We start from the raw sequence: 26,098 nt of genomic DNA on the forward strand, positions 1-26,098 counted from the left end.
TGCACCGAAAAATTCAAAGCTTCTGCTTTCCATGCTTTGATTGCTCATACAAGCGTTGCTCTGGTGTTCGCCACCATTGTTGCAGCAAATGGTCGTTGTCCGTTCGCTCCCGGCGTTCTCGCTTGGCCTGTGGCATATGTGCAGCTCCCGCGCTTGGCCGACAAGTTAACGCTCGTGCGTTCCCTGTGGTGTTTCATCAGGCTGCGTGCCGCCGACCCTGCCGCTCTTGCCAGATCTTCACCAGGAGGAGAACGAGAAGCACGCCTTCCACAATATTCACTGAATAGTCCATCAGACCCTCGTTACTGCGGTTCCCAAGGAGATACCACAGAAGCATCGTCAGGGCCGTATAGCCGATCAGGAGAAAGCCTGTGATGCGCCGAACAGGCTGGAGCGCTGGCAGATAAAGCGCGCTCACCAGTGCCAGATAGCCCAGACCATTGAGAATGAACAGGATCGCAAACATCTGCACGCCCGGTGCTGCTTTTGCACTGCTCGCCATCCACTCAAACAGGTAGTAAGCCAGGTAGAAGTGGTAGATCGCAGCGTACGCAGTAAGCATCATAATCGCCACTGGCAAGAGGCCCAGGCGTTGCAGCCCAGTTCTTCTCTTTCCATTGGTCAGTTGAATGTTCACGGTATTCCTCATGAGTGTTCTCCTTCGGTGTTGCTCTTGTTTCCTTGCAATTTGCAAGTATTCTTGCGAAAGTATTCCAAAATGCGGAAATGATCATGTTCTACGTCAGTAATCGGTGTAGATCCTGGAATTGGGTGCAGTCATCTCTGTACCAGTCTCTCTTGGGAATGGGTAGAGGGGAGACGCTCTTTCCCTCCTCTCTTCCTCGAAGCATGAGACAGCCATCACCGCACTCCATGCTGGGATGTACATCTATAAGAGGCGCGCATCCACCTGATGAAAGGTGAATAATGTCGCCGCTGGCTAGAAGCGCCAGCGGGTCGCGCCGTAAGGCTCGTCCGTCCCCAGGCCGACGACGGTCACAGGAACGACTTCGTAGACGTCGTATGGGGGTGGACCCCCGCCTGGCACCTCGTCATCAGCAGAGAAGACGCTCTTGCGCACAGTGGGGTGCCATCCCTGCGCGGCATACGCGTCGGCTATCCGCTGGAGTCTGGTTTCGTCGCTCACCCTCCTGGCCTCGCCTTCGACCACCAGGTCGAGTCCTGTGCTGGCGACGGTGATGACGCAGTGGGCATTGTGCGCGAGATTCTTCCTCGTGCGCGTGGTGGCGCCTGCCACAAAGGAGAAGGCGCCATCCACCCAGACCGTCCATACTGGCATGACATGCGGCCTGCCATCGGGACGTACAGTTGCCAGCCAATGGGTTGGCGAAATGCCCGCATCCTCCTCCAAGCGCTCGCGCACCCGCTCCCATGCAATGGTCGGGACACCAGAGCCATCGAGGTTCACCTCGTCCACCGGTTGCTTCTTAGCCATCTCTGCTCTCCTTCATGATGCGTTCTGGAACTCATCCTGGTGCTCGATTTTTTTGCTCCCCGGCGCGTCCCCTGATCTTGGGGACCTGCTTGCTTCTGGGTCCTCACCCGGGTTCACTCCTCACTCACAGTGTACGTCGAGAAGCGGGCCAAACACATCGTTCGCAGGAGGTATTTGTGTCGCGGGGAAAAGCGGGGAAGGTCTAGTTCGAAGGAACTAGACGGTGCTTGAGGAACATCGAGTGTTCATGCCCCCTGCACTTCTCGAGGGTTGACCAGGCCGCAAGAGGTGGGCAACCTCTCATGCATGGTCTTCAGCTGAGGTCGTGCTCCAGGGTATAGCGGGTGGCCGCACTGCGGGAAGTAACCTGCAACTTGCTATAAATAGAGCGCAGATGCGCTTTGATAGTTAGCTGGCTCACAATGAGTTCTTCGGCGATTTGGGCGTTGGAGAGTCCTTTTGCGAGCAGCCGCAGTACCTCCACCTCTCGGGCTGTGAGCCCGTCAGGATAGGATGGAGGAGAGAGGGGAGTTGGGGAGAATGCTTCTTCTTCTTGGCTGGAGGCAGGAAGAGCTTCCCATCCTAGTATGCTAAGGGCTTGCTGAAGTTCCATCGTGCGTCCTTGGGCCCATGCAGAGGCAAAGGCTTGCTCTCCAAGCCGGGTACGGGCAGCAGTGACGGCTCGATTGTAGGGGTCACGTTCAATTGGCGGGAGTGGCGCTCCAACCATCTCGCGCCGGGCTTCGGCCGCTCCCCAGAGGTGGGCCGCCCAGGCATATTTTCCCTGAACGGCAACTGCTGCTGCTAATCCTTCCAAGCCCAAGATGACCGTGTATTTGTTGCCTGACTTGCGAGCCAGAACTATACCTTGCTCGTAGAGAGCCTGGGAAGCCATGTGGTTGCCCGAAGCCTCGGCCACCTGCGCTGATGCGTACAGTGAAAGAGTTGTGCCATACTGTAGTTTCATCTCCTGGAAGAGCACCAGGGCTTGCTCGACTCGCGAGGCGGCACGAGCCGTATCTCTCTCATCGAGGGCAAGCATCCCTGAGAGGTTAAGGCAGGAGGCGACCCCCTCTTTGTCGCCCAACTCCTGGAAGAGGGCGAAACTCTCGTCAAGCAACGTGTGTGCCTGCCTCAGATCACCTCCAGACAAGCGGGACACCTGCGCCAGGTAGAAGAGCGAGTAAGCAATGATTCGTGTATTTCCGAGTTCCCTAGTGAGCGTCAAACTCTCCTCGAGGAGGTCGTGCGCCCTGGCGTACTCCCCTTGCTCGACGGCAACAACCACCAGGTGATAGAGCAAATAGACGACTGATTGCTTGTCACTTGCTTCTCTGAAGAGCATCAGAGACTCTTCCCCGAGCACGCGAGACACGGCGAGGTTCCCTCGTCCCTCGGCTTTGTCTGCCAGCAAGTGCAGGCAGGAAGCAACGCCGATCGCGTCCCCCAGTTCCCGGTACAGTGCCAGACTCTGTTGACAGAATTCCTCAGCTCGATCAAGATCATCATCCAGTCTCGCAGCAGCATATAGTGCATTTGCTCGCACAGGTGCTGCAGCTTCATCGCTTTGTGGGAGTGCCCGTGCCCAAAAATCCTGTCCTTCACTGAAATGACCTCGAATATGCCAGAATGATTGTAACGCTCCTCCCAGGCGTAAAGCTATTTCTTTCCTTTCTCCTGCTTGTTCTAGTGACCACTGCATGGTTGCTCGCAGATTGTCGTGCTCTTGTTCCAAGCGCTCCAACAAGAGCGCTTGCTGTGGACCTGCCATGTCTTGCTTGGCTTCCTCGGCTAACGCTAGGAAGTAGGCGGCATGTGCCCTTCGCGCTGCCTCTGTTTCCCCATGGGACGCAAGACACTCCAGGGCATACTCCCGAATCGTCTCCAGCATCACGAAGCGTGGCTCGTCTCCCACTTGCCACTCCATCTGTTGCAGCAGACTTTTGTCGACGAGGGAAGCAACACTGTCCAGGACGGCCTCCGATTCGCCGTCAAGCGAGGTACCGAGGGCTTCTATCGCCTCCAAAGTGCATCCAGCAACAAAAACTGAGAGCCTGCGAAAGATCCGTTGCTCACGAGCGTCTAACAAGTTGTAGCTCCAGGCAATGGTGTTACGCAAGGTCTGCTGACGGGTGGGCACATCTCGTGACGCACTGGTCAAGAGGGAGAGGCCCAGCCGGGCGAGCAAGGCCCGTGGGGAGAACAGCTTCATGCGAGCCGCAGCCAACTCAATGGCCAGGGGCAACCCATCCAGGCGGGCACAGAGTTCAGCAATGGCGCGGGCATTGGTCTCCGTCAAATGGAAGTCGGGCTTGACGGCCTGAGCTTGCTGAAGGAAGAGCGCGACCGCCGCCTGGTGCGACAGGGTTGCCAGATCGGGCAGGTGATCAGGGTCAGGGACGGTCAGCGGAGAGACTGGGAACTCGTGCTCAGCTCGCACATGCAGCACTTCCCGGCTCGTCACCAGGACCTTGAGTCGTGGGCAGGCGGCGAGCAAGGCTGCTACCTGCTCTGCCGCGCTCACCACCTGCTCGAAGTTGTCCAACAGCAGCAACAGCCGCCGCTGTTGCAAGTGCTCTGTAAGCTGTTGCAGGAGCGCTCGGCTACTTTCTTCCCGGATGACGAGTGCCTCGGCGATGGTTGGCAGAACCAGGGCCGGATCGCTGATGGGAGCCAGATTCACGAAAAACACCCCACTCTTGAACCAATCACTCAGGTCTGCTGCCACCTGCAGGCCAAGGCGGGTTTTGCCTGTCCCTCCCGGACCAGTGAGAGTCACCAGGCGCACCTCCTCGCGATGCAGGAGGTCTCGGAGCGCTGCCACTTCGTGCTCACGTCCAAGGAACGGCGTCGGTTGGACCGGCAGGTTATTGGGGAAGCTCTCCAGGGTGTGCAGCGATGGGAAGTCGGCAGAAAGGCCAGAGATCACCAGTTGGAAGAGGCGCATGGGGCGTCCCAGGTCCTTGAGGCGATGCTCCCCCAGATCACGCAAGGACACCCCCTCTGGCACGTCCTGCTCCACAAGGGAAGACGTCGTCTGGGAGAGCAGCACCTGCCCCCCATGCCCAGCCCTCATGATGCAGGCAGTGCGGTGTACATCCAGGCCAACGTAGCCCTCAGCCGAGAGCACGGGCTCGCCCGTATGCAGGCCCATACGAACTTGTACCACCGAATCGTACGGAAAGGCGTAGGAGGCGAGGGCGCGTTGGCCTGTCACGGAGGCGTGGACGGCATCGGTGGCGCGGGCAAAGGCCACGAAAAAGGTGCCGTCCTGGGTGTCCACGACATTCCCATTCCACTGTCCAAATGCGTTGCGCAGGATCTGGCGGCAATCTGAGAGCGCACGGGCATACTGCTCACCCAACTGGGTGAGCAGATGGGGGGACCCGACGATATCGGTGAACAACAACGTGACCGTACCGGTCGGTAAGTTCTGCATCATTGTCCTCTCTGTATAGCTTCGCTTCCAAAATGGACAGCACTTAGGAGTCAAAAAGGTTCCAGACGCTTCCTCTCTTCACCCAACGCGACCCCTGATTTGGGGTATTGGTCATGCGCCTGGGGTGCGAGGGAAACTTCACCCGATCTCCCTTTGGCTTGATATCTCTCACCGCTAAACAAGTTGGACATTCAAAGCGTGAAACTCCAACTTCTTCTATCTGAACGAGTGTCACCGGAATTGCTTCGATAAAAGAACATCCGGAAGTTTTCCGCGCAGATGGAACACTCGTCCTCCCCACCGGGTCACGCTCTGGGGCGCGTTGACCTACACGAGGTTGAGTGGGTTTGGGAGAAACTTGCGGCAGAGGTAGTGTCACAGAGGCAGGCTCTGCGACGCTTGCCTCCGCTGGCCTTGGCCTGCTTCCTTGCGTTGGTATCACCTCTGCGTTTGTCGCTTTTCCAGGCTTTTTTAGCAGAGCCTGGAACTGCTTGGCACCCTCGCTATCGTGGAGAGCTACTTTGTGTTCGCCAGTACGTGCTTCCATTTCCAGACTCACCCGCCTAGCTGGATGAGGCATAGTTCGGATAAGAACCTCTTCTGTTAAGCTGGTCCCTCCCTGCGCAAGGGTTGCTGTTACTGCATCGACCAGCCAGTCCCTTAAAATGCCAACACATCCAACACTGCCTTCGGCAAACCAGCGCCAGCGTTTGAGAAAGGCATCTATGTCACAGGTCAAAGGAACCCGTTCGAGCAAATACTGCACGGCTCCCGCAAACGCTTTACGTTCTTCGGATGAGTTGACATGGTAGCGCTGAAAATGAATATCCCGACCACGACGAGCGAGTTGCCCACTCGTATTGCGAAACCCGAAGAGGGCATAGGGACCGGCGAGAACGTGTAAGACATTGGTGCGATTGCTTAACGACTTCAACCATTCCAGTTGTTCATCGACAGTGTGACTGCCATCCCCTTGCATCAGGCGATGTCCCTCATCCACGAACACCGCTTTGACGCGAGCTCGGATCAGGGCTTGCTCTGCTACTGCACGCATCTTCAGCCAATCGATTGCCCCCAGTTTTGAACGGGTCGCTTTGGGTGCGGCCATAAGGTGAGCCACATTTCCCACAAGTTCTTTGACCAGAAGATGCTCTTTGAGCGCATCGATGATTTGCCAGTAATAATCGAGCCTGAGGTAGGGTCCCAGGTCGGGTGGGATCGGCTCTAGCAAGAGAATCGGAACCACAAAGCGATCTGGCTCTTCCCTCGTGAACCGTTCTGCCACAACTTTGAGGGCTTTCGACTTCCCAACCCCACCTGGTCCACAAAGGAGCACATGTGTGGCATCTGTATGCTCTTCAACCCACAAGGACAGTTGGTCATCAACTGCTTGCAAGTGCGTGTGCTTTACGGTGACGGCCTTAAAGGTATCAAGTTGTGCTCTTGCCTCTGCTGAAAGCTTTGCCATCTTAGCGATACTCCTCATACTGGGGAAGAGTTGTCAGATCAAGCTCGTCGTCTTCCTCTTCCTGCACTACGGGGATGGCGGGAGAATCCTTCTGAGCCGAACCTTCAATCGCCTCGCGGATAGATTGCCCTTCCAGGTCGCGTTGCCGCTGGAGCAAAAGCTGTTCTTCAGTTGCCACCTCTTCCAGAAACTGAGCGAGCAACGGACCATTGACTGTAACTCGGTTTTTGCCATGTTGTCGTTGTTGCCCACGCATCTCATCAACAATCAATTCCCATTCGCGCTCTGAACGTCCCTCAACCAGGAGAAAGATGTCGGCAGTACATGGCAACCATTGCCCATCGACAAAGGCATATGCTCTTGCCATATTAAAAGGCTCGTACCGGACTGGCACACACTTGCCCACATCCTCCGACTCATTCATCAGAGGATGGTGGTAGTGTAACCCATTGATGATGACGCCATGCCTTCTATCGAGCTTTGCACATCCGGTGCGTGTTGTCGGACACGTCAATTGCAGGAACTCTTCCGTGTAGTGAGTCAGACAGTGGGTACGCATGCCTGCAAGCTTCATCCCCTGCGCAAATGCTTCACGCGGACTCATGAACAGCGCAGGATGCTCCATCTGGTCATACACCTCGTAGACGTATTGGCACAGACGGGCAGAAAACCTGGGCAGTGTCCAGACAGCTAGCCGTTTGGGGTCAACCTCACGTGTCAGAAGTCGCGACTTTTTCGTCGCCTGGGTGTTGCCTAACAATTGATGAAGCAATTGCGTCGTCACAGTCCCAAAGAGCCGCTCGATAACTGAACCCATGCGAGGTTGCCGGGCTGGACGCTCTTTTTTGGTAATAAAGAACCGAGTGAGCAACGTCTCAAAGTACACACTGCCAAACTCTGGACCACGATCAACGAAGCATTCCTGCGGCAAGCGCTGATGACGCCTCACGCACTCCCGAAGGACCATCATCACTGACCGATAACTGGGGGATCATACGTCACATAGCAAGCCAGAACGCGTCGGCTGTAGGCATCCGTCAGAAAGGTGGCCCAGGGTTTCTCCAGGGGCTTGCCTGTTACCGACGAGACGAGAAGGATGTCAAGCTCTGTATGGTCTATGTGCGCCAGTGCAAAGGGGCGTTCTCCGTGGCGAGGGGTCGTTTGATCTAACCAGGCAAAAGGGGCAGATGCGTAGGCGGCACTCGAGCCATGACGCCTGACCTCGACCTCGTTGGTGGTGAAACGGGCGCGAACCCGGTAAAAGGTTCGCTCGCTCACGGGAGGAATGCCCTGTTGTCCACACTTCTCTCGATACATCTGATAGACGACTGCTGCGTTTTTGGCCTGGGGAGTCGCATAGTGGGTCTGTAAATATGCCTCTAGCAGTTGCACAGACGCATCAGGGATACGGGGCGTCCGGTTTCCTCGCGCTGCGACCCGGTCAAGCAGTCCCAAATAGCCACATCCATAGTGCTTTTCGGCTTCCCGGTACGTCTTCCACCATCGTTGGACAGACCGCCTGGGGGCTGTTGTGGGTTCACCACGTGCATAAGCCAGCATGTGAGCCATCCGCCGATTTGCGGCCTCTTGTGCTTTGGGACTAGCACGTTCTAGAATTTGACGAACCTCCAATGTCATAGGAGAGGGAGAGGCTGAATCCACGAACCAGAGCAAGCCGGTCTGCTTGAGGTGCTCAAACTCGATTTGCGGCAACGTCACCAACTCGCCGATTTCTGGCCGCAGTTGCACTCTATCCCCCAAGGCTTCGATTCTCCAGAGTCGTCCATCCCAGGCTAAGGGGAGACTTTCAGATCTCGATACATCTGAGGTCACTTCTTCACTGTCGCGTGCATGAACCTGTGTTTCCTCCGCATAAAGAGAAACGTCGGAATGGTTCGTGAGCAGAGTCCTGGAGAGATCAGTGAATGCCCGACAAGTCGAGAGGAGGACCCAAAGCACATCAACCGGAAGATCAGGATAGATTGCAAGTAATTCGTCTACCGTGACGCCAGGATGAGCCTTGATGTGGGAAAGCGCGAGTGTTTCGAGCTTTGGGGCCGGAGGAACCTCGTGTGCCCAGAAGTCCTGGAGAAACTTCCGGTTTTGAATTTCAAGTGGGTGGAATTCGGCAGAGGAACGCAAACGATAAGTGAGTCCGAACTGTTGAGCATATGCCTCCCCTGGTGGACAGCGCCACCGCCCGGTGCCTTCCTGCTGATAGCGAGCGGGCTTGTCTGCGGCTTCCTTCTCAAGTGCGCAGGCCTGCTTCCACTCCTCCCATCCGGCAGATGTGCGGCGTAAGACGAAGAAGTCTGGAGTATGCCATTGGGTGGTCTTGCGGCCTGATTTGGCGCGGTAGGAGAGCGGGATGCGAGAAGACTGCTCGTAAAACTCCAAGACATCGTCATCTCTTTCCATGGCATAGATAGCCCACAACTCCACACGCTCACTTTCAAACTGAATGGACATCCCCATCTTTGGGCTAGGATAGCGTCCGGTGATATTGTTGGCACGCCCACTCACACGACGAACCGGAGGCGAAGAGCGGATAGTTGCAATGAGCGCCTCAGTCGTCTCGGAGAGTTGGAGACGTTGGCTCCAGCTATGAAATTCTTCGGGCGTCATCCTCATGATTGTCTTCTCGTAAGCAGGATTGAAACCGTGTATCTCTTTCCCTCATCTTCTCTCAAGTATACCTGAGATCAGCCCAAAATACGACCCTTTTGCCACATATCATGACGCATGCTGCAAAAAAGAGTGTCAAATAGATGAGTTATGAGCATCTTGAAACGAGAAGACGATGCACGCCATATTATGGTGGCAGAAGGCTCCATTCCTGCTCGTTCTGCATGGTTATGCAGCGCCAAGAATGAAGGCAAACAGGTTTTTAATCATGTCAAATGACACGTGGGGAGGATGTCAACTTATAGAGTGCCACTACTAGAAAAAGTTGTGAGCATGCAGACTGGCGCGAGACGAGAGAGGAAGAAGAGGATTGAGTAGTAAATGGGAAGAAACCTTAAAAGCAGGATATGGCTCATCGCATCCCTTGTTTCGATCATTGTCGTGATGGCGAGCACGATTGTCCTTCCACCACTGTTGCATTCTGACAGATTCGCACTCTTTACCCAGAACACAACGCATGCAGAACAGGAGTCCCATCCCTCTTCTCTCCCCGCGCACGTCTTTGCCCCCTATCTTGAAATCACAACGCCACATTCTTCTCTCAACCTGGAGGCGCTGGCTGAGAAGACACAAAGTCCATACTTTACGCTTGGTTTCCTTATGGACGGCGGCAATTGTCATGCAGTTTGGGGAACAACAGGCATTGCTGCGACAACAGGCTTTCTGCACCACGAGATAGAAGCGCTACGCACAGGACCAGCCCCTGGCGACGTAATTCTTGCCTTTGGGGGCGGAAGCGACACTGAGCTTGCTCAACACTGCAGTGAGTCAGAACTTGAGGCACAGTACCAATCTGTTCTCGATACCTATCATGCCACCGCCATCGACCTGGATATCGAGGGAGAAGCTCTCCTTGCTCATAATGATTCCATCGAGAAGCGCAATCACGCCCTGGCAGCCCTCCAACGCAATCCTCGCAACCAAGGTTTAGTGATCTCCTATACCCTCCCTATAGGCCCCTATGGACTCGATGATCCCACCGTGCCTGATGAGGAAACCTTCACCCAAGTCAAACATCTCCTTACAGATGCTCGAGATCAACATCTGCAACTTGCCACCGTCAACTTCATGATGATGGACTATGGAGACTACCCACTCCACCGCAACATGGAGCAGGATGCGGTTCATGCAGCAACGTCCGTTCACGCATGGCTACAAACCCTCTTCTTCTCAGCAACAGATCCAGAAGCAGCACAACAAGCCTGGGCAATGCTCGGCATCACCCCGATGATTGGGCGCAATGACATAGGGGACCAAATCTTTACCCTCGATGACGCACGTACCCTTCTGGCCTTTGGACAGGAACATCACCTCGCTCGGCTCTCCATGTGGTCGCTCACGCGTGACAGAGCTTGTACCAATCAGGCAGAATTTGCACAGAACAAAGAAACCCCTAATTCGCAGGCATCCACGGTGTGCAGCGATAGCATGAGCCCTCCCTGGCAACAACCATCTTCTTACGCTTTTCTGAAACAATTTCGCTCATTTATGAGCACATGAAACGATACACTTTTCATCTTACTTTCGAGAAAGCGCTCTAGAGGTCAGCAGGCTCACGATCGCTACTGGCCGCATCTTAAACCACATTCACTGGGTAAAACGCGAGGGGCACTGGCAATTACTCAGCCTGCTCGAAACACACAAGCACTCCCTCTGCCAACAACACTTGAAGTAGGCTTTGGCTTTGAGCTACATCTCTGGATGCTTATGACGATTTGGCCTATAACGCTCTTTCTCTTCTTAACTGAATATAGTAAGCACCTGGACGAAGCCAGGTGCATCGCCACGCGGCGAGACATCATAGTGGCCGTCAGCTCCCGATGTCCCTATCAGCAGAAAGGGAGGGTGAGCGATAACGTTGCGACGGTGACTATCCAGCGTGGAGAGCTGATCGCGCACAACAAGCTCGCTTAGGAAACCCAGCAGCTCACACAGATCTTCCTCTGAAGTAATTATCTCTTGAAATTGGGGCGTATTCATACAATAAGCGCGTCCTTTCACTAGCGTTTTTTCAACAAACCACTGCAGGAGTCCCCCTGCCTTGTGTCCTGTCTTTTCTACACATTTTACAAGGCGAATTCGCCGCGTGGCTGAAGAAGCTTTCCGGGAAAGAAGAGTTGACAAATATGGTCTTGAAATCTCAGGTTTGTCAATCCGCATCTGGTGCGGTCTCTTCTTTACCTCGTTAAATGTGTAGAAAAGACAGGCCTTGAAGCGTGGGGTCACTGACTCCCTCATACTATCAGGCCGAGACTTCGCTCAGATCGCTCAACTCTTGCTGGGTGAGCTTCACCTGGGTAGCGGCGAGGCTGGAGTGTAGCTGCTCGACGGAGTTGGCCCCAGTGATAGGCGCGGTAATCACGGGTTGGGCCAGGAGCCAGGCCAGAGCAACCGCGGAGGAAGTCGTCTCATGAGTGTGAGCGATACATTGCACGGTCTCCAGCGTCTTCCAGGCGCGGTCATTATCATAGCGCCTGAGGATACTCTCGGCACGCTGGCTACTGGGGACCTGATCGCCACGCCGGTATTTACCGCTCAGAAAGCCGCCCGCCAGTGAGCTATAGGGGATAACCCCGATCTGGTAGCGCTCGCAGATCGTCTTGAGCTCGCTCTCGAACTCGGCGCGATGCACCAGATTATAGTGCGGCTGCAGCGAGTCATAGCGCGTTATTTGTCCCACATCGGCCTTCCAGAGCGCCTCTATCAAGCGCCAGGCGGGATAGTTGGCCGCGCCCACATAGCGCACCTTGCCTGCACGCTGGAGATCATCGAAGACGCGCAGGGTTTCATCAATAGGCGTCTCATCATCGAAGGCGTGGGCCTGGTAGAGATCAATATAGTCCGTTTGCAGACGGCGCAGGGAGGCCTCAACCCCTTGAATGATGTGCTGACGCGAGAGGCCGCGCTCGTTGGGTCCAGGCCCCATTGGTTGGTAGACCTTGGTGGCGATCACGACTTGCTCGCGCCTGCCACGCGCCTTGAGCCAACGCCCAATGATCGTCTCCGAAATACCGCCCAGCTTCTCATCTATCCAACGCGCATAGAAATCCGCCGTATCCATAAAATTACCGCCCTGCTCGACAAAGGCATCCATCACAGCAAAAGCCGCCTGTTCATCAGCGGTATAGCCCCACTGCATGGTTCCCAGGCAGAGCTGCGAGACCTTGAGCCCCGTTCGTCCCAGCTTGCGATACTCCAACGTTTTCCTCCTGATCTAATTCAGTAGAGGGCAGAGCTTGCTCGGCCTATAAGCGCAACGATGAGCGGGAATAGGCTGAGCAAGCTCTGCTCCCACAACATAGTTTCTCCTCGCATCTGGCAAATGTCCTGATCTTTTTCACTCTCTCACCCACACATAGCATACCATCTCTCACCTGCCTAACGTTCGCTGTCTACAAAACAGAAGGTGTGCTAGGCAAAGTGATCGTGATCACTTTGCCTAGCACACCTTTTCCCATTACTGCTCTACCTAGAGCTTTCTTCTGAGCACCTGGCCTACCAGGTGCTTGGGTAGTTCATCACGAAATAGTAAATACGATAATCAAATGAGGGGGTTTTATGATAACTCATTGCTATCTGGTTGTTGTCAATCAAACGTTGTTTAAATCAAGTGAAGGGGTCATCACAAGCCTAAGCAGATGATCAGCATTCCCCCAGCCCTGTAAGAGCAAGGGCCATGCCTTCTTCAACGGTCAGTGCTTCCCCTTGCTGCCATGCTGTCGTAAACAGATGTTCAGCGAGACAGGAGCGTGCTAGGGAGATGATCATATTGAAGGCTTGCTGCTCATCGGGTGGCAGTGGCGTGTGGGCTTTCTCTCGCAGAATGGCTGCCTGTGCACACAGGCGGACGGTTTGCTCATGATCCCCTTCGACACTACTGAGAACTGCAACCCCTTCCAGGCAAGATGCGATAGAGGTAAGGTTGCCGATGGTGTGATAGATGTACAGGCTTTCTCGATAGCAGGCCCGGGCAAGGGCATACTGCTGCTGGTCGCGAGCAACATGCCCAAGCATAGTCGAGACGTGGGCTACACCCCAGGTAAAATGTTCGCTCCGACAATAGGCCAGCGACTCTTCTAGTATCTGGTGGGCAAGAGCAAGATTTCCCTGTGCTCGTGCAATCATCGCCAGATTGTCGCGTGCACGACCCAGCGATCCACCATCGTCTCCCGTTCCTCCGAGGCGCGCATGCTGATAACTCTGCTCAAAATAGGAAGCTGCTTCTTCGAGTTGGCCGTGAGCCTTCGCCAGATGTCCCAATAAAGCCAGCGCATTGCTCATCCCCACATGCTCATCTGTTCGTTCGCCCAGCAAAAGCGCCTCTCGAGCAATAGCAGCCGAGCGCTCCGGCTGTCCTAAATGCCTGGCAATTCCTCCAGCGCAGTAGAGTGCAGCGAGCCGCACCGAAGCGAGGGCCCTGTCCTCTTCGGTCGCCAGGTCGTCTAGTTTGAGCATCTTTTGCAGCCACAGATCACCTTCATGCATCTGGCCTCTCCTGATCCAATAGGCACCGCAGGCCGCAACCAGTCGTAGTCCTGGCCCTACTTTTTTCTGCTCGTAAGTCCAGTGTAATGCAGCTCGCAGGTTAGGCTGTTCAGGTTCTATCCACTCCTGGCGGGTGCCTGGCCTGATAGCCCTCTCTATCAGGCGCGTCATATGTTCGAGGTGCCGCCAGCGATAGGCCGCCTCCTGTCCCGTTCTGCGCAATTGTTCCTGAGCATACTCCTGGACAAGTTTGAGCATGTAAAAACGCATCGTTCCATCTTGCATCACCTCACTCTGTATCAGGCTCGCTTCAACCAGCGCTCTGAGATGCGTCAAAAGATCAGTGGCAACGATACTGTCTTCAGCACAGAGAAAAGCCAACGCCTCTTCACTACAGCCTCCTTCACAAACACTGGCGATACGCAAGAGCTGCCGGGCTGGTGGTGCCAGCAGATCATCGCTCCATGCAATCGCAGTTTGCATCGTCTGCTGGCGCTTCGGTAAATCCCTGGTTCCACTTTGAAGAAGAGGCAAACGGCGTTGCAGGCGTTCCAGGAGTTGCGGCAACGAGAGAACTTTGAGCTGAGCCGCCGCCAGTTCTATCGCCAGCGGTAAGCAGTCCAGCCGTTCGCAGATCGTGGTAGCGATTGGTGCCTCGCCTGCTACGTCAGAGCGTATTGCCTGGGCACGCTGGAGAAAAAGCGTCACAGCAGCTTCGACTGCTAACGGCGATAGCAGAAATTCTAGCTCGCCTCGTAGCCGCAGTGGGGTACGGCTGGTAACAAGTACGCGTAAGTGTGGACAGCTTTGCAAGAGATCAGCGACAATAGGTGCAGCATCAATAATATGCTCAAAATTATCGAAAATAAGTAAAAGATGTTTTCCCGTCAGGAAGTCTGCGACCTGTTGTGAGGGCGAAGGGCCAGCAGACTCTTGCAACTTCAAAGCCTGGGCTACCAGTGAGGGGACCAGGGGAGCGTCGGAAGTGGCAGCTAACGAAACAAATACCACTCCATCTTTATAGTCGCTGCGCAGCCGGTGAGCGATCTCAAGAGCAAGATGTGTTTTGCCAACACCGGCAGGTCCCACCAGGGTCAGGAGTCGCGTTCTATTCCCCTGAAATAGCATCGTGACACGGGCAATTTCCTGCTCTCGGCCAACTAGTTGCGTTGGAGGAACAGGCAGCACATACAGTGGGCTGGCAGGAGCAGAGTCTGTAGCGGTGATTGACCGGGCGGAATCAATGAGTGCCTGTCGTCGCTCCTCTGAAAGGGTGAGAGCTTGCAAGAGAGCATTGAGCGTATCGGAGCGGGGGGCGCGATTGATGCCGCGTTCCAGATCGCTAATAGCGCGGGTACTGATATTGGCACGCTCAGCCAATGCTTCTTGAGAAAGCCCTGCGGCGATACGGTACTGCTTGAGGAGCGCACCAAAGGAAGGTGTTTTCATAAGTCTCCCAACGAACTCTGTTTCTCACTCTATAGAGATAGACGATGCACAATTCAGGTTTTTGTCTCTGATTGCCAAACCACAGGAGAAAAAGCTGTGAGAAAGATGTGGGTCTCCCTCATGGTATCCAGATCAATGATTACATACACTTCTAGTAATCCGCTCTGCTCTCGATAGAGCAAGCTGAAGTCAGCCGTGGGAACGATATATCCCTGGTGAGAAGACAGGGCAGTTGCAAAGTCGGGAACAAAACAGCAAAGCGGGAGTGTAGAGGGCGGCAGCCCTTTGCCGGGGAGCGGGATGTCCCCGCACAAACCTCTTTTCCCCTCTTTTGCTCGTCGCCGCAGGCGACAAACAGGACTTTGCAACAGCCCTGGTGAGAAGATGCAGAAAAACCTGCAAAGGAGAAGAAAGTATGTCAGGTCAAAACCTTTTGCGCTTAAGTGGAATAGCGCTACTTGTTGGAAGTCCAGTGTACATCATTTCTGATGTGCTCAACATTGTCTTTAACTCACAGGCAAGCGCCCCCCCGCCGCCTTTGGCGGCCATTTTCGGGCTGATCGGTATCATGTTCCTCATCATAGGAATGCCTGGCATTCTCGTCAGACAGGCGACGAAGGCTGGCACCCTCGGTCTTATTGGATGGATTGTTTTTTTCTGCAGTGCTCTGCTCGGTGCAGGACTATTCGTGGGTTTAGCAGTATTCTTCCAGTTGATTCCCCAGGCGGCTCAAGATGGAGCTCCGCCAGCCTCCTTTTTCGCGTTGATTATTACTTTAGCCGCCACTCAACTGGTGGGCGGTATCCTTCTTGGAATAGCAACTATTCGAGCGCGCATCTTCTCATCGTGGATTGGCTGGTTGCTCATAGTCTCATCACTAGTATCAGCAGCAGCATTCCCCCTGGAAGGCATAGTAAATACCGTGGTTACTACCGGGGCTGATCTTCTGCTCATAGCGGCACTCGGCTGGAGCGGCTACAGTCTGATACAGACATCAGAAGTTCCTGCGCAGGAAGCGGTGTCAGCCACGCAAACCGCTAGCGCTTAACATTGAAAGAGTCCGTCTTCTATGCAATTTGCTCGTATGTGAAGTGGTTATACGACGGAAACGCCTCTCTTATTGCAGAGGCGTTTCCATTTTATCGCACAAATACAGAAGCCTTGGTAGCGATGTCGCACCTCTCCTTATCCCGACGCTACTTGACGCCAAAACATTTCAGCCACGTCACGCAGGCTCAGTTTGTAGCGTAGCCGCCACAAGACCGCAAGCAGGACAACGTCGGTAGGAAATTCAAGAGCGTTAATCAGAATGGTAAGATCAGCATACCAGAAATATGAGCTCCGTGCCAAAATCTGGTTTGAGTTCTGGCAGAACCGTAGAGAGTACAAATAGGGGAGCTAGGTCACCATTCTCTTCCTTGCGCTGCAAGAGACGCTAGATGTTCTATCTCCCACGGCAAGGAAAGAGGAAAACTGCCAGCAGCGTCCCCTTTTTTGTCATCAAAGTTGAGCAAGAAGATCAAGCGCACCCTGCACAAGCACTTCACCGGCTTCAGGAGCGAAACCGGCAGGATAGTTATAGAAGCGATATGCCTCCGTCACTTCGTAGCCGCCTGTCTCATAGGCAGATCTATCGGGAATATATCCAGGGCTGCCATTGGCGTACCCTATCACCATGAGAGTTTCATTCCCGGCCCGCGCTTTTATCGTGAGACCAAGCTCCACAAATGGTTCACCTGGTAACATCACTATACTCATCTCGCCTAGCGCAAGGACGATGATCTCAGCGGTAATGCTACGAGCAGGATGAGGATCGGTGCTCATCTTCTCAGCCCAGGCCGCCCATCCGCGCAACAATAGCACATCGCCGGTCGATACGCCGGTACACTGGAGTCGCGCCGCTTCTTCATGGCAGCGCACAGCGAATTGACGCAACGCATCAGGTGACTCAGGCTTGAGCAGAGGAAGCTCTACGACTCGCCGCAAAACTTGCACTGCTGCACTTCCCTGAGCGCGGGAGAGCATCGCAAGAGGTGCTCCCCCCGGAGCAGCGCCGCGTTCGGACGCCTGTAAAGCAGCGCCAGCAATCAAACGGCCCAGGCGCTGACACTCCGCATACGTACGCCGCTCTAAGCCACGCCCCTTGACGCTATCCTGTGCCGAGTGACCGGTATTAATTTGACCGCAACAGCCAGTCACAAATTGCACATGCGCGTCCGCATAGACAGCTTCAAGTGCCCGCACGGTATAGCCAGGATAATCTGCCGTCGCCAGGAAATTATCAGCTCCCAGCGTTACCGGATGACAGGCGTAACTCACCAGCAGAGCATAGGGGCGACCATCCAGACCATCAAAGCGCAACACAGGAACCGCTGGATCAATAATACCGTCCGGGATACGGCGATTCTTCCCAACCGTTGGCTCATATCCAACCGTGAAGCGAGCCGTGACAGGAACCTGTTTACTGACAGCTGTCACGGCCGTATCAGCGGAGGTCTGAAGCAGAAAATCCAGATAGCTGGGATCAACCTTTCCTCCCAAGCGACCATCCATAACCGATGGACCGCCATGTGTATGTGTAGCAGTGATCGCGATCCGTATTCCAGGTATAGTGGTGCGAGCAGTAATGCGCTGCCGGATCGCTTCCACAGTCGAGAAATCGAGGCCAATAACATCAAGTGTCAGCAAGATTGCACGTGAGGCATCATCGCCGTTGGACCAGGCCATCGCCCGCACATAGAGATCATCATGCACTCCCAACATGCCAGAATTTCTGGCGATGAAGCCTGACATTTCGCTTCCCACAGGAGGAGTGATCACCGCGCGCGCGACGCCCATCAAGAGGTCGCGCCTGGTAGTAAATTCAGCATAAGACATAGTCTGCTCCGCTTCGTTGCCATCTTAGATGAGAAAAACCGCTCAAAATATGTTTATTCATGGCGCTGGTAGACGACCTCACCCTGAACGATGGTAGCCTCGATGATGATTGCTTTCGTCTCAGCATCGAACCGGAACAGCGTCAAATCGGCTGATCTCCCACTGCGCACCGTCCCCCGCTTCGCCCTTTCGTCCAAGCTAAGCAGCCGTACCGGATTTGTGCTCGCCATGCGCACAGCCTCGGCCAGAGTAACATCAGTATAGTGTAGAACATTCGCAAGACACTCCGGTAGAGAACTCACCGAGCCAGCGAGGAGGGGCGTACCGTAGAGATTGAGGCGTCCACCAGGCAATAGCTCTACCCTGCCTCCCACCGATGTATCATAAATGCCGGGAGTCAACCCCGCAATAGCGACCGCATCGCTCACCAGGATCGCACGTTCCGTTCCTTTGGCACGCAGCATTGCCTTCATAACCGATGGTGAAAGGTGGTGGCCATCACAAATGAAGCTCGCGGCAAGGCGATCCTCGGCTAGTTGCTCCCAGATATAATTCGGGTGACGCTTGAGCTGAGCATGTGCGCCATTGCCCAGGTGAGTAGAAAGACACGCACCAGCGTTGACAGCCGCCTGAATCTGCTCCGCGCTGGCTGCCGTATGCCCGATGGCGACAACGACATTATCGGCGTGCAAGGCGCGAATATACTCGCAAGCCTGAGGATACTCCGGCGCGAGCGTTATCAGACCAACGCGCCCTTTAGCCGCCACCTGCCAGCGATGATATTCAACCAGACTTGGCACTCTCACATGTTCTATGGGATGCGCGCCGCGTGGCCCATCCTCTGGCGAGATGGCTGGACCTTCAATATGAACGCAAGGAATGGAATGGGCCACACGCGAATCGGCCTCGCAAGCGGCTGTTATGGCATGCAGGCTATGACAAATAGCTTCTTCCGATTCAGTAATCACAGTAGGACAAAACGCAGTCACCCCGCGCTGCCAGAGTGAGTGGGTCAATGCTATGATAGCTTCTGGCGTTACGTCAGGACCATTTACATCATGTCCGGCATATCCATTCACCTGAATATCGAGCCAGCCAGGCGCAATCCAAATGGCAGAGGCAGCACTCGCCGCTTCTATGCGACCAATCATACCATCTGCTACTTCCAAGCGCACCATCTGATTGCTCTCGACCAGTCGCCCTTCAATCCACATTGATGTACAACCTTTCTGTATAAAACCTTTCTCTTTCCAGCACATTCCGGACATATTGCTTCTCTAGAGCTTCTTAATTCGCCCTTTAAAATGTTCGATGAATCTGGCATTGATCTCATCTCCGTCCGGCGCATTCCCGCTGCGCCAGATAGGAGGGTCCACGCCCTCTTGCGCGAGCAGTTGGACGGTCTCCGCGACCAGTGAGTTGAGCAGGTAAGCCGTGGCAAAGGTAGACATAGGGGCAACAGGCTGGCTAATGCCTTCAATCTTGATTACTGCATCCCCTACCTCAATCTTGCTATCGAGAACCACATCAACTAACTCATACAGATTCTTCTTAGAAGGGTGGCGCGCCGGATGACCCTCTGGCGTTGCCTGCGCATGGCGAACCGATGTCACACCAATAGTCTTGACACCGCGATGCCGGGCCTCTAAAGCGGCATCGATCAAAGCAGCGTTAATACCATAGGCATTGATCAGTATCAGCAAATCACCTTCACCCAGTCCATAGTCATCGATCACGATTTTGCCATAACCGGGCGTTCTTTCAATAGCCATCGAGCGCAGCGCGCCTCCGCTTAGCAGCGTTCCCTCATCCAGCATCGCGCTCACATGCATCAATCCACCCGCTCGGAAGAAGAGTTCCTGCGAACCAAGATTCGAGTGCCCACCCGGTCCGTAGGCATAGACAAGCTTATCAGCCTTCACCTGATCGGCCACCATACGAGCGGCCTGCTGAATAGACGCCCGATTCGATTCATGCAATAGCTGTAAATGTTCTACAATCAGTTGTAGATACCGGGTCATCGCTGGAGTACTCATCGTTATTTCTCCTCATCATATCCTGACTGGAACCGCGCCAGTCCCTTACTTATCCAGCCCCTGCCCCACTTGTGCTCTCTTTAGAGCAGGGCAGCGGAGTCGGTATCGAGATAGGCCACGCAATCGGCATGCTGGCGCAGAATGGTCGCAGGGCATGCGGTCGTAATGGGGCCGCGCAGCGTCTGCCGCACGGCATCACGCTTTGTTGCCCCTGGCACCATACAGAACAATGTCCTGGCGGATAGCAATGTGGGAATCGTGAGCGTAATCGCATGAGTGGGCACAGCATCGAGGCGCGCAAAACAGCCATCATTGACCTGCTGCTGACGCGCGGTGATATCCAGTGCGACCGGTTTCACAAGCAATGGATCGTTAAAATCGGCGACAGGGGGATCATTAAAGGCAATGTGACCATTCTCACCGATCCCTAGACACACGATATCGATGGGAGCCGAACGCAACAAATCGGAGTAGCGCTGACATTCGACATCGATGTCACCGCTGCTATCAATGAGATGCGCCTGGCCCGGTTTGACGATATCAAATAGATGATCGGATAGGAAACGCGTGAAACGCTGGGGAGCGCTCGCCGACAGCCCAATATACTCATCCATGTGAAACGCAACCACGCGGGCCCAGTCGATGCCTTCGTACCGCGACAACGTGTGCAGAAACTCGTTCTGTGAGGGCGCCGCTGCAAAGATCATGCGTACCTGCGCCTGTTGCGCAAGCAACTCCCGCAACCTGGCACCAACATCCTGGCCGGCGGCTAGACCAAGCGCCTGTCGATGCGCGTAAATCTGGACCCGTAGCTTATCTACTGTTTGAGAACTGATTGGCTGCACTGGTGTACTCATGTTCATCTCCTTGTCAATAGAGTGTATTTCATGCCCTGCGCACATTCTTATGCCATCGTCAACTGTTGCTGTAGTAATTCAATAATGAGCACGAGATCACGAATAATGTGATAGGGGTCTTTGACCGGCAAGGCCACAACTTTATCAATGGGTCGCCCCTGTCGATCGCGGATCTGAATCCACTCGCCGCTGCGTTGATCGAGATGAGGAAACGTCTTGAATACATACGCATGAGTGCGCTGATACAATGAAGCGAAGCTTGCATCCCCGGTAAGATAGTACGCGAGCAAAGTGCCATACAAGGCCTCTGAATGCGGCCACCACAGCTTTGTATCCCATGTGTCCAGGATTAAACGCTCATACACAGCGCCAGTCTGCGTGCCACCAGGCTTGCCGCCAGAGCGATCGACGAAGCGAAACAGACCGCCGTACTGTTGATCCCAGCCCACCTCATACGCTTTCGCTATCGCCTGCGTCGCCTGTCGCACCCACTGCTTCTGTCCCTTGGCCTGGGCTTCGCGCAGCACAAACCACATGCTCTCAATGGTATGGCCTGGCGTCACGTGTCTGCATAACACTGTATCTGGCGCGTCGCCAGATTGTGGAAGAAGTTCGGCGACAAGGCCATCCGGCTGGTAGAAACGCTCCATGATCGCCTGCATATACGCAAAACTCAAGTGGCGCAATTCCTGGGACTGGGGATGCCCGAACACCTCCAGGGCAGAGGCCAGCTCCTGAGTCACATTCAGCATAATCATAGGGGTACTATGGGCCTCAAATCCGGCTGGAACGGGATACGGCTCGCTGCGAATAGAACCGGCCTTGATGCGCTGCACAATGCGCGTACACAGCGCTAAGGCTTGCTCAAGCACCTGGGCATCCTGAGCGACACGCGCGTATTCGGTAAAACCAAGCGTCACAAAGCAATCGGCAAAAAAACTGGTATCAAACCCCTGACCGGGAATCGGCTCCTTTTTCTGTCCAGAGCGATCAAGCAGATAGGCACAGTTTCCATTTGCAAGAAAGGCGTGGCGCGTCACAAACTCGACGCCCTGACGCGCCAGGTCGAGTAAGCGATCAGCATCCTGGTGTAGCAAGCCATTGTGGCTCAATTCGCTCAGGCGAGCCAACAACCAGATCATGCGCCCCTGCGACCAGGTATATTTATCGGTGCTCACGAGCCGTTCGCCCCGGTTATCGAAGCAGGTAAAGTACGCCCCCTGCTCCGTATCTATGCCCCGCTCTAACCAGAACGGCAGAATCACCATCTCAAGGTGTTGTTGATAAAAGTTTTGTAAAGCTTGGGAATCGTCTATATCCACTATGTCACCTCTATCTCATTCATCTCAATGTACCGCTGAGCATAGATCGCGTGACGATCTATGCTCAGCGATGGCAACCTTATAGCGGGCTAAAGCTGTTTTGCGTCTACCAGCTCTGGCTCCGCTAACCCCTCACCGCCATCCTCACTGTTGAGCGATTTGACGAACGCGTCGGTATCTGGATTGGCACGACCGCTTATTAATCCGATACCAACATAGAGGATGATGGATACAAGGACAGGCAGGGACACCGTAGCGGCAACATCATTGGTAAAGCCATATTTAATGATGCCGAAAGCGATAATACCGCCCGCCCAGGAGATAATCGCTGCAGCCGGGCCACAACGACGAAAGGCTGGCAGCAATCCAAAGAGCATGGGAATCGAAATTGGCCCGATGAGCGCGGCAAACCACGTCACGATCAGCCCAATGACCCCCCCAAAGAGGTTCGATTCCAGGGCAATGATCATGCTCAAAACCGTAAAGATAAAGGTAACGATACGCGCAGCGCGCAGTGTATCTTCACCTGACAGATTGCGCAGCCTCCGTGAAAGGAACGGCAGGATATCGCCGGTTACGACCGCTGAGATAGCATTAGCATCCGAGGAAGTCATCGCCATCGTATGAGCGAACATGCCGGCAAGCACGAAACCAATCAGACCAGGAGGCAGGAGGGAACGAGACATAATGGCATAGGCCTGAGAGGGATCTGGCAGGTGCGGAAAGAGGATGGGGGCAGCCCACATCGGGTAAAACAGGATAATCGGCCAGACAAGGTAGAGCACAGCCGATAGGATAGCAGCCTTGCGTGCCTGAGAGCCACTGGGAACCGCGATAAAGCGCTGTGCCAGATTCCAGGTGCCGCCATTGTAACTTAAAAAATTAATGAGGAGATACGCCAGGACAAACCAGATGGTATATGGGCCACCAAAGATCGCATGGTGGCTAGGCGGAAGCTGATTCCACATTCCACCCAGAGCAGTTACCCCTCCCAGTTTCGCCAGCACAATCACAAAGAGCATAACGCCGGCAACCAGCTGCACAATAAACTGGGCAAAATCGGTCAGCGCGTCGGCCCATAAGCCACCGACAGTAACATAGATCAGCGAAGCACCGCCAGAGATTAGAATGCCTACAGCCAGGGGCAGGCTGGTGTAAACGTTCAGGATTATCGCGATGGCAGACCATTTCGCACCCACGTCAAAGACTTTCAGCAAGGTGCCGCTCCACGCCAGCAACTGCTGCGTCGGTACATTGTAACGCGTTGCCAGGTACTGCATCGGTGAAATAATATGCAGTCTTTGCCTGAGACGTGACCAGCGAGGAGCAATGATAAACGCGCCCGCGATGACGGCGACACTAATGGCAAAGGCCCACCATACGTAAAGGGTAAAGCCATAGGTATATGCGATGGCAGCATAACCAACAAAAACAGCCGCGCTATAGCCGGACATGTGGTGTGAGATACCGGCGAGCCACCATGACATCTTTCCGCCTGCGGTAAAGTAATCACTTGTATTGTGGACCTGGCGATGGGACCAGATACCGATAGCAACCATGAGCAAGAAGTAGAGTGCCAGGACAATCCAATCAAATACTGACATCCAGATAGCCTCCATTCAAAATCGCGCTTAGATGAGTGACAGACGGCGACGATCGCCGTCCAGTACTTGCGCATTCGCTTCATTTGCATACATTGCACGGATAATTACACACAACAGTGATCAGGGGAACTGATTTTCCTGCAAAAGCTAGTAGTAGAGCTACGAAAGCGGAAATTCTGCTTTCAGAACTCCTTTCAATGCCTTGCAGCAACTTCTTTCAGAAAATTTCATGAAAGTATTGAAGAACTATAACATTGACAGCAGCAAGCTGTCAATGTAAGTGAAGGGAAAGTAATGACGTTGGAAGAAAAATGAGATAGAATAGGGCAGTAGGCTGAGACGCGGCACTATACAGTGAAGCAGTTAGGAAGGCAACGAGTTCAGATTCATGGTGAAGAAAATTAACGCAACGCATGAAAGATTACCAGCCGCTGATGAGGCAGCAACAATTGATAATGTCGCGCAAATGGCAGGCGTCTCTCCCGCCACTGTATCGCGTGTGATCAATAATCGGCCAGTCGTATCAGAAACAACGCGGCGGCGCGTACTTGAGGCTATTGCGCACCTGAACTACCAGCCCAGCGCGCTGGGGCGTAATCTCGCGATACGGCGCACAGGAACGCTTGGACTCATTATTGCCGATATCACCAACCCATTTTACGCGGAGATTGTGCGGGGAATCGAAGAAACGGCATTCACCCATGGATTGAATATACTACTCTACGATACGCTAGAAGATGCCGAGCGTGAAGCACAGATTTTGAGTTTACTTGAAGAGCGCCAGACTGATGGATTGATCATTTGCGCCTCATGCTTGCCAGAACAGCGCCTACTCCCACTGATGCAAGTGGGCATCCCGACTGTTCTCATTAATCACCTGCCACTTTCAGCGAGCATCGGGACAGTGGAAACCGACCAGGAAGCGGGAATCAGAGCTGCGATGCAGCATCTTGTGGATCTTGGACATCGCCGGATCGCCTACATTGGAGGCATCACGACCGCGCAGGTCTATCAACGCCGTCTCGCCACATTTCGCGCGACATGTGCAGAGGCTGGCATCAGCATTCCAGAAAACTACATTGTGCCAGCCAAGCCCACACTCGATGGAGGAAGAGAAGCGGCGCGCCATCTTTTACCAACAGGATCGAAGGTAGAGCCACCAGAGAGAGCTTCCTATCCTACTGCCATTCTTGCCTATAACGACCTGGTCGCGATAGGCGCTATTATCGAAGCTCAGGAAGCCGGCCTCACTGTTCCCGAACAGCTTTCAATCGTTGGCTATGATAATATTCCTCTCGCCGCCCTGCTTCATCCCTCCCTCACTACCGTCCAGCAACCAGCTCGCATCCTTGGCGAACAGGCAATACACCTGATCGCTACTTATCTTCAGCTCCAAAAGTTGCCCGAAGGCAGACCTACGTTCATGCGTTTCACGCCAACACTCATCGTACGCGCCTCAACAGCTCCAGTGGTATTGTCGTCATCTTAATGGAAAGTTGCTCTACTTTCCTACAGGGGTAACTGTTCAGAAGGGTCACGCAGTTGCGGAAACACCTTGCGTCTGTTGATGCATGAGAATGGATGAGGAATGAAGCAAACTACATCAAGCAAATCACGACTTACGTGAGGGACTCAGGCAAGCGATCAAAGCCATTGAATCGCAGCAGGAGCACCTCAAGATGCTTGAAGAACTCATCACTTCTCAACAAGAGCGCCTCAACCTGCTGGAAGGCCAGCTCGCCAAAGAGAGTCATCATAGCAGTTTGCCTCCGTCCTCTGATCGTTTTGTGCATCCCCCCATGCGCTCGGTGAGACAACGGGCTATTTCCTTAGTCATTCGCACCCCTAGGAGCGTTTCAAGCATCTGAGTGGCTTTCTCGAAAGGCATGAAGCACGCTAGATGGGTGAGGTGCTCTTGCTGCCGAGGCGCCAAGCGACCTGGCAGCAGTGCGAGTTCCTTATCGAGGGGGAAAAAGACCAGCCCCGCACCTGGGGCAGATGCCGTAGGTGCGGGGCAAGGTCACGCTCTGGCCTCCATTGCCATGCAACGTTCGCTCTCGCTTGCTTCGTGCTTGCAACGGAACCGCGCAGGTGGGGCACAATGGAGCAGGAGTGACCGTTGAATTATCCCACTCCCGGTTCTTGCTGGTCGAAGCCGCATCTTGCAAGATGTATGCTTCCAGTTCCATCAGGCGCGTGTGGACTTCCTCTTCAATGCCTACAAAGGTAGCGGCGGGATGCGCTTGTCGCCACGCTTTGATCTCCGTGAGGATCTCGATACTCTTTGCATGCCAGGCGTGTTCGTCCATTGGTGTTCCTTCTCTTTTTGTCATCTTGCTGATTGATAACTAAGGTAAAGAGCGGCCCTGGCATAATTCAGGTGATAAGTATATCAATAGAACAATGGGAAGCAATTCTTT

At 54.2% G+C, this 26,098-nt stretch carries 22 protein-coding genes and 1 pseudogene; 4 read left to right on the forward strand and 19 right to left on the reverse strand.

Annotation, left to right across the window (positions count from 1 at the left end):
* Window positions 1–13: 13 nt before the first annotated feature.
* The 7 genes from JMJ04_RS48080 to JMJ04_RS46735 all read right to left on the reverse strand — a co-directional run bounded on the left by JMJ04_RS48080 (window position 14) and on the right by JMJ04_RS46735 (window position 8,994).
* Window positions 14–136 (reverse strand): hypothetical protein, encoded by a 123-nt coding sequence (locus JMJ04_RS48080; RefSeq protein ID WP_268887367.1) that lies wholly within the window; start codon window positions 134–136, stop codon window positions 14–16.
* 60 nt (window positions 137–196) lie between these two features.
* Window positions 197–649 (reverse strand): hypothetical protein, encoded by a 453-nt coding sequence (locus JMJ04_RS22955; RefSeq protein ID WP_201372790.1) that lies wholly within the window; start codon window positions 647–649, stop codon window positions 197–199.
* A gap of 291 nt (window positions 650–940) precedes the next feature.
* A complete protein-coding gene (locus tag JMJ04_RS22960) occupies window positions 941–1,456 on the reverse strand; it encodes a pyridoxamine 5'-phosphate oxidase family protein (RefSeq protein ID WP_201372791.1) in 516 nt (171 codons plus the stop codon).
* A 313-nt stretch (window positions 1,457–1,769) separates the two neighbouring features.
* On the reverse strand, window positions 1,770–4,898 hold the full coding sequence (locus JMJ04_RS22965) for a LuxR C-terminal-related transcriptional regulator (RefSeq protein WP_201372792.1): 3,129 nt from the start codon (window positions 4,896–4,898) through the stop codon (window positions 1,770–1,772).
* Window positions 4,899–4,938: 40 nt separating this feature from the next.
* Window positions 4,939–6,363 carry an ATP-binding protein gene (locus JMJ04_RS22970; RefSeq protein WP_201372793.1) on the reverse strand — a complete coding sequence of 475 codons (1,425 nt, stop codon included), beginning with the start codon at window positions 6,361–6,363 and terminating at the stop codon, window positions 4,939–4,941.
* 1 nt (window position 6,364) lies between these two features.
* Complete coding sequence (locus tag JMJ04_RS46730) at window positions 6,365–7,312, reverse strand: Mu transposase C-terminal domain-containing protein (RefSeq protein ID WP_236038309.1); 948 nt, start codon at window positions 7,310–7,312, stop codon at window positions 6,365–6,367.
* A gap of 20 nt (window positions 7,313–7,332) precedes the next feature.
* Entirely contained in the window at window positions 7,333–8,994 is a 1,662-nt protein-coding gene (locus tag JMJ04_RS46735; RefSeq protein ID WP_236038311.1) for a Tn7 transposase TnsA N-terminal domain-containing protein, read from the reverse strand.
* 375 nt (window positions 8,995–9,369) lie between these two features.
* On the opposite strand from JMJ04_RS46735, the gene JMJ04_RS22980 reads away from it, so the two are divergent.
* The gene (locus JMJ04_RS22980; protein ID WP_201372794.1) at window positions 9,370–10,548 is read left to right on the forward strand and encodes a chitinase; all 1,179 of its coding nucleotides are present in this window, start codon (window positions 9,370–9,372) and stop codon (window positions 10,546–10,548) included.
* A 240-nt stretch (window positions 10,549–10,788) separates the two neighbouring features.
* Here the strand turns inward: JMJ04_RS22980 and JMJ04_RS22985 are convergent, their stop codons facing one another.
* From JMJ04_RS22985 to JMJ04_RS22995, 3 genes are all read right to left on the reverse strand, one after another.
* Complete coding sequence (locus tag JMJ04_RS22985) at window positions 10,789–11,028, reverse strand: PNPOx family protein (protein WP_201372795.1); 240 nt, start codon at window positions 11,026–11,028, stop codon at window positions 10,789–10,791.
* A 262-nt stretch (window positions 11,029–11,290) separates the two neighbouring features.
* Window positions 11,291–12,247, reverse strand: a complete 957-nt coding sequence (locus JMJ04_RS22990) for an aldo/keto reductase (protein WP_201372796.1) — start codon at window positions 12,245–12,247, stop codon at window positions 11,291–11,293.
* 443 nt (window positions 12,248–12,690) lie between these two features.
* Window positions 12,691–14,982 carry an ATP-binding protein gene (locus tag JMJ04_RS22995; RefSeq protein WP_201372797.1) on the reverse strand — a complete coding sequence of 764 codons (2,292 nt, stop codon included), beginning with the start codon at window positions 14,980–14,982 and terminating at the stop codon, window positions 12,691–12,693.
* A 415-nt stretch (window positions 14,983–15,397) separates the two neighbouring features.
* Here JMJ04_RS22995 and JMJ04_RS23000 point away from each other — a divergent pair, with 415 nt between their 5' ends.
* Complete coding sequence (locus JMJ04_RS23000; protein WP_201372798.1) at window positions 15,398–16,030, forward strand: hypothetical protein; 633 nt, start codon at window positions 15,398–15,400, stop codon at window positions 16,028–16,030.
* Between the two features lie 161 nt (window positions 16,031–16,191).
* On the opposite strand, the pseudogene JMJ04_RS46740 reads toward JMJ04_RS23000, so the two are convergent.
* From JMJ04_RS46740 to JMJ04_RS23030, 7 genes and pseudogenes are all read right to left on the reverse strand, one after another.
* Window positions 16,192–16,284, reverse strand: a pseudogene (locus tag JMJ04_RS46740) (IS6 family transposase); the annotation flags it as partial.
* Between the two features lie 198 nt (window positions 16,285–16,482).
* On the reverse strand, window positions 16,483–17,859 hold the full coding sequence (locus tag JMJ04_RS23005) for a hypothetical protein (protein WP_201372799.1): 1,377 nt from the start codon (window positions 17,857–17,859) through the stop codon (window positions 16,483–16,485).
* 53 nt (window positions 17,860–17,912) lie between these two features.
* Window positions 17,913–19,073, reverse strand: coding sequence for an N-acetylglucosamine-6-phosphate deacetylase (locus tag JMJ04_RS23010; protein WP_201372800.1), 1,161 nt, complete (start codon window positions 19,071–19,073; stop codon window positions 17,913–17,915).
* A gap of 63 nt (window positions 19,074–19,136) precedes the next feature.
* Window positions 19,137–19,895, reverse strand: coding sequence for a sugar isomerase domain-containing protein (locus JMJ04_RS23015; protein ID WP_201372801.1), 759 nt, complete (start codon window positions 19,893–19,895; stop codon window positions 19,137–19,139).
* Window positions 19,896–19,975: 80 nt separating this feature from the next.
* The gene (locus JMJ04_RS23020; RefSeq protein ID WP_201372802.1) at window positions 19,976–20,752 is read right to left on the reverse strand and encodes a glucosamine-6-phosphate deaminase; all 777 of its coding nucleotides are present in this window, start codon (window positions 20,750–20,752) and stop codon (window positions 19,976–19,978) included.
* Between the two features lie 47 nt (window positions 20,753–20,799).
* Window positions 20,800–22,074: an AGE family epimerase/isomerase gene (locus JMJ04_RS23025; RefSeq protein WP_201372803.1), complete on the reverse strand. Its 1,275-nt coding sequence runs from the start codon at window positions 22,072–22,074 to the stop codon at window positions 20,800–20,802.
* A gap of 89 nt (window positions 22,075–22,163) precedes the next feature.
* Entirely contained in the window at window positions 22,164–23,678 is a 1,515-nt protein-coding gene (locus JMJ04_RS23030) for a sodium:solute symporter family protein (protein ID WP_201372804.1), read from the reverse strand.
* Window positions 23,679–24,066: 388 nt separating this feature from the next.
* On the opposite strand from JMJ04_RS23030, the gene JMJ04_RS23035 reads away from it, so the two are divergent.
* Entirely contained in the window at window positions 24,067–25,167 is a 1,101-nt protein-coding gene (locus JMJ04_RS23035; RefSeq protein ID WP_201372805.1) for a LacI family DNA-binding transcriptional regulator, read from the forward strand.
* A 130-nt stretch (window positions 25,168–25,297) separates the two neighbouring features.
* Here the strand turns inward: JMJ04_RS23035 and JMJ04_RS23040 are convergent, their stop codons facing one another.
* Window positions 25,298–25,435, reverse strand: a complete 138-nt coding sequence (locus tag JMJ04_RS23040) for a hypothetical protein (RefSeq protein ID WP_201372806.1) — start codon at window positions 25,433–25,435, stop codon at window positions 25,298–25,300.
* On the opposite strand from JMJ04_RS23040, the gene JMJ04_RS48800 reads away from it, so the two are divergent.
* The gene (locus JMJ04_RS48800; protein WP_420799523.1) at window positions 25,373–25,546 is read left to right on the forward strand and encodes a DUF6444 domain-containing protein; all 174 of its coding nucleotides are present in this window, start codon (window positions 25,373–25,375) and stop codon (window positions 25,544–25,546) included. The genes JMJ04_RS23040 and JMJ04_RS48800 overlap by 63 nt on opposite strands.
* 90 nt (window positions 25,547–25,636) lie before the next feature.
* Here the strand turns inward: JMJ04_RS48800 and JMJ04_RS23045 are convergent, their stop codons facing one another.
* Window positions 25,637–25,987: a hypothetical protein gene (locus JMJ04_RS23045; protein WP_201372807.1), complete on the reverse strand. Its 351-nt coding sequence runs from the start codon at window positions 25,985–25,987 to the stop codon at window positions 25,637–25,639.
* Window positions 25,988–26,098: the final 111 nt, after the last annotated feature.

It is taken from the genome of Ktedonobacter robiniae, assembly GCF_016587375.1.
GTDB lineage: Bacteria > Chloroflexota > Ktedonobacteria > Ktedonobacterales > Ktedonobacteraceae > Ktedonobacter > Ktedonobacter robiniae.